Source organism: Chamaesiphon sp. VAR_48_metabat_135_sub (genome assembly GCF_031418915.1).
Taxonomy (GTDB): domain Bacteria; phylum Cyanobacteriota; class Cyanobacteriia; order Cyanobacteriales; family Chamaesiphonaceae; genus Chamaesiphon.
In genome coordinates this window covers 1-4,340 of record NZ_JANOJV010000105.1, presented here as the reverse complement: position 1 = coordinate 4,340, position 4,340 = coordinate 1, and the positions used below count along the sequence as shown (strand labels likewise).

Sequence of the window (4,340 nt, the reverse complement as noted above, 5' to 3'; positions counted from 1 at the left end):
GGCGGTGGATAAGTAAGCATAGCTCAGATCGACACCACGCAAGTTTGCGTGACTCAAATCGGCAGCATTCAGATCCGCATAGCTGAGATTCGCTCCCTTCAAGTCTGCATGACTCAAATTAACAGTCATTAAGTTCGCGCCCGTAAAATTGCGTTGACCTGCTTTGTAGGCTTGCACGAGTGCTTCAGCCGTGACGATCTCTGATTTGAAATTCGATTCAGACATAATTATAATCAACCTCGATCGCCATAAATCTAGTTTAGTGAAAAATGGATGTGGTTATAATTCATTTTCTGGTACCTCCTGTTTAGCATCAATCACCAGTCTCATGTTGTCAATAATTAACTCTCGCAGATCGTTCGACAGCGGCATGACGCTCTGGGAGCCAAACCAGCGATCGAATGTTTGCACATAAGGCTGCTTACCTTTCAGAAAGCCCTGCATAAACCGAATTAAGGCATAATTAGCAACATCTAAAAAAGTTGAGTTGTTTTCTGGCACCATGCAAGCAATACCTTCCTTAGAAAATAGATTACTCACAATCTCGAATTTCTGCGTATTGGCGGTTCGTTGCAACCATGCTTCTAGTAAAATTCCATCGTCTGCAAAGGCATCGATTTTATTTTCCCGTAAAGACTGATAGCCAGCAGCACGATCTTTAATTAACACAATTTGGGCTTTGGGTTGAATCCGGCGAATCGATTGTTCGTTGGTTGTCCCAGATAAAGCACCAATGCGGCGACCTGATAAAGCCGCTGCATCCCAAGATCGCTTGCCCTGCTTTACCTGTCGAGTCAGTAGTTGGGTGCCAGTTGTGCCATAACTAACGGTAAAATCCACATCTCGTTCGCGCTCCCAGGTAAAACTAGCCGCATCACAGACAATATCCACAGCACCACTTCTCAACTTAGGCATCCGCTCATTGGGATCGAGGGGAATCAAATCCAGCTTGATGGAGCGTTTTAGCTCTTTTTCGACCTGTTTCTGGATTAGGATTGACATATCGATCGAGTATCCAGTCAGTCGTCCATTTTTGTCTTTGTAGGCAAAGGGAAAGGCATCTTTACTTGTGCCTACCGTTAAAACACCTGTGTTAACAACCTTTTCCATTACTGAGTGGGCGATGGCTGGTTTTGATGACAGTAAAGTAAACAATACACCGAAAGTGACAAGCAAATGTTGGTAACGCACGATTCGATCGAGTGGAAGTAGTCACGTATCCTATCACTACTGTTGCGAACCCATCCGTTGTTTACGCAATTCTTCAAAAAATTTGGTAGCCTCAGAGTGTCGAATGATGCCAAATTGTCGATCGAGCATCATTTTCTCTCGATTTTTGGTGATGACCATCAAAAATTAGAACTATTCCTGCTCGATTGATTGGCTCAGTTTGTGGAGACGATCGCGATCCAATAACTCAATTTGCGAACCATTAATGCTAATCATCCCTTCACTGCTGAGTCGATAAAATGCTCTAGAAAGAGTTGCGGGAATAGTGCCTAATGCCGCAGCTAGTTGACTTTTGCTCAAGTCTAAGTCTACGGTAGTGTTGGTAGTGCGATCGCTCAGATTCAACAAGTATGATGCTAACCGTTGCGGCACATTTTTAAATGACAGTTCTTCAATCAATCTGCTCTGATTTCGCAAGTGCTGAGAAAGACTAATCAGTAGATTAATTGCAATGTCAGGAGCCTGATGGAGTAAACCTAAGAATGCCATGCGAGGGAAAAAGATCGACTCTGTTGGCTCTATTGCCGTCGCTGATGCTGGAAAACATTTGCCATCTAACGCCGGAACTTCTGCAAAATTCTCTCGCGCATTCACAAAGTGGATAATTTGCTCTTTGCCATTGGCAGACACTTTAAATATTTTGACCCGTCCCGTTTTTACGACAAAAAACCCTGTAGCTTCACTACCTTGCTGGAAGATTGGTTCTCCTTTTTTGAACTGTTTTAATTGGGCTATTTGAGCTATCGATCGAAGTTGCGATCGAGATAAGCCTCGAAAGATCCGTATTGTCTGCAACCAGTCTGTTAAATCCGAACCGTCTGTCATTTACTTTACTACACGATCGGCGATCGGTCATAAACACTTTCTGTATTCTAATCCCTATGCTTAATTATCTTTTAATAACTGACTTGACTAAAGTCAAAGCATCCTACTGTGTCGATCTTCTATGCTGGATATTGTCGAGTTATCCATCCTCTTAGGAAAATTTTAATGACTTTATTTGAAAAACTCGGTGGTGAAGCAGCCGTTGACTTAGCGGTCGATCGCTTTTACGATCGAGTATTACAAGACGATCGGATTAATCACTTTTTTGCAAGTGTGGATATGGTCAAGCAAAGAGAACATCAGAAAGCCTTTTTCACCTATGCTTTTGGTGGAACCGATAAGTATAATGGTCGCTATATGCGCGAATCTCACAAAGAGCTAGTGGAAAAGCAGGGTTTAAACAGTGAGCATTTTGATGCAGTAGCAGAGAATTTGATGATTACCCTCAAAGATATGGGGGTTGCTGAGGATCTACTCGCAGAAGTCGCGGCGATTGCTGCTGCACCTCAACACAAGCGAGATGTCTTGAATCAGTAGGCGAATTATCCTTTAAGTTTACAGAGCCTAACGCTGATGTTGTTCAAAATCCTGGTCATTTTACATATCCTCGGTGCAACCGTTTGGGCGGGTGGACATTTAGTTCTCGCCGTCACCGTGCTACCAAAAGCATTAAAAAGCCGCAATCCCGATTTGATTCACCAATTTGAAGAACATTTCGAGACATTTGGGCTAATCGCCTTGGTGTTGCAGCTAATTACAGGTTTGTGGATGACCTGGATTTACTTCCCAGGTTTCGAGCGTTTTTTGCAGTTTGATTCTTATTTATCTACTTATATTGGCATCAAATTAGGTCTGCTACTGCTCACATTGGGGCTGGCAATTCACGCGCGATTGTTTATTATTCCTAACTTAACGAAAGAAACCTTAAACTCACTGGCTTACCATATTGTGGGGATAACAATTTTAGCTGTTTTGTTTGTGATTCTAGGAGCAGGGATTCGCTTAGGCGGGTTGACAGCTTAACTTCTAAAAATTCAACCCGTAATGCTAGCCCTGCATCAAGAATGAAGCTTGGGCATTGCCTACTGCTAGTCCAGTTTGTCGCCGGTGCTGACTGGATGAGGAAGCTGAGAAAATTATTTCGATTTAACTGCATTTTTCGTGGATGAAACACAAATCATAAAACCTATATTCCTCACAATTGTTCGCGAAGCGTTCCCGAAGGGTAAGCGTCGCTAGTGGTGCAAAACCCGCGTAGGCGGGTTAAAAATCTCTTAGGATCGTAGATTAAATAACTTGTAACTTTTCCGCAATCTCCCAGGTAGGGGCAATTCATGAATTGCCCCTACCTGGGAGATTGCTAGGCTGAAGGAAAATTCCCAAGTTATTTAATCCTTATTCCTTAGTCCGCGTAGGCAGACTTCGCAACACTAGCAACAGTTTCAACCGCTGACTATTTTATTCCACAGTACTTCTAAATCGATCGACAATCCGTTTAATAAATCCAGCAATTGGCACAGCTAAAAGTAGTCCGAGCAGTCCCCCTAATTGAGATCCTGTCAGTACGGAGATAAACACAACAGCGGGATTGAGTCCTGTCATGCCGCTCATCAATCGAGGTGCGATCGCATTGTCAATAATCTGACCGACAACGATCGCTACTAGCAAAACTTTTAGCCCCAGCCAAATATTTTGGAGCGCAAGCAGTGAGCTAATTACAATCACAGTAAGGGTGCCACCAAAGGGAATCAAACTGGCAAATCCGATCGTCAACCCAAATAGTAACCCAAACGGAATTTGCAGCAGTAAAAACACCGTCATCAGCGAAACACCTTGGATGGTAGAGACGATCGCTTGACCTGCAAAATAACTCTGAAAACTTTGCTTCAGCGAGTCTTGAATTCGCTCATTCCAAGGTGCAGGTAGCCAACTCCACAATCCGTTCCACAATGATTCACCACTAAACACTAATAAGATGGTTAGCACGAGAATTAGGAGCAAATTTAAGGCACTATTAATCGTATCTAAAGCCAAGAAGATTGCTTTCCGTGATGCTAGTTGTAGAGTCTGAGTGACTCGATCGGTTAATCCTGCGGTTACATTAGTAAGATCGATCGGAATGTTTTGGAAGATCGGCAGTGTACTGATGTTGGCAACTTGTTCCTGTGCTGCTGTCAGCCAAGCTGGTAGACGGTTGACAAATTCCTCCAACTGTCGAAACACGATCGGTAATAGTCCAAAACCGATCGCACCCATTAATGCAATTGCGATAACTAGAACTAACC

Annotated in this window: 7 protein-coding genes; 2 read left to right on the top strand and 5 right to left on the bottom strand. The window is 43.3% G+C overall.

The window, feature by feature from the left end; genetic code table 11:
- From RMO55_RS07710 to RMO55_RS07695, 4 genes are all read right to left on the bottom strand, one after another.
- Window positions 1-225: pentapeptide repeat-containing protein (locus RMO55_RS07710; protein ID WP_310425526.1), on the bottom strand; the 225-nt coding region annotated here is incomplete at its 3' end.
- Between the two features lie 54 nt (window positions 226-279).
- Window positions 280-1,110: an amino acid ABC transporter substrate-binding protein gene (locus tag RMO55_RS07705; RefSeq protein ID WP_310425525.1), complete on the bottom strand. Its 831-nt coding sequence runs from the start codon at window positions 1,108-1,110 to the stop codon at window positions 280-282.
- Between the two features lie 117 nt (window positions 1,111-1,227).
- The gene (locus tag RMO55_RS07700) at window positions 1,228-1,350 is read right to left on the bottom strand and encodes a hypothetical protein (protein WP_310425524.1); all 123 of its coding nucleotides are present in this window, start codon (window positions 1,348-1,350) and stop codon (window positions 1,228-1,230) included.
- Window positions 1,351-1,362: 12 nt separating this feature from the next.
- Window positions 1,363-2,055 carry a Crp/Fnr family transcriptional regulator gene (locus RMO55_RS07695; RefSeq protein ID WP_310425522.1) on the bottom strand — a complete coding sequence of 231 codons (693 nt, stop codon included), beginning with the start codon at window positions 2,053-2,055 and terminating at the stop codon, window positions 1,363-1,365.
- Window positions 2,056-2,220: 165 nt separating this feature from the next.
- Here RMO55_RS07695 and RMO55_RS07690 point away from each other — a divergent pair, with 165 nt between their 5' ends.
- Window positions 2,221-2,592 carry a group 1 truncated hemoglobin gene (locus RMO55_RS07690; protein WP_310425520.1) on the top strand — a complete coding sequence of 124 codons (372 nt, stop codon included), beginning with the start codon at window positions 2,221-2,223 and terminating at the stop codon, window positions 2,590-2,592.
- Window positions 2,593-2,628: 36 nt separating this feature from the next.
- The gene (locus RMO55_RS07685) at window positions 2,629-3,078 is read left to right on the top strand and encodes a CopD family protein (protein WP_310425518.1); all 450 of its coding nucleotides are present in this window, start codon (window positions 2,629-2,631) and stop codon (window positions 3,076-3,078) included.
- Window positions 3,079-3,513: 435 nt separating this feature from the next.
- Here RMO55_RS07685 and RMO55_RS07680 read toward each other — a convergent pair.
- Window positions 3,514-4,340, bottom strand: an 827-nt coding sequence (locus RMO55_RS07680) for an AI-2E family transporter (protein ID WP_310425516.1), incomplete at its 5' end; no start/stop codon positions are given.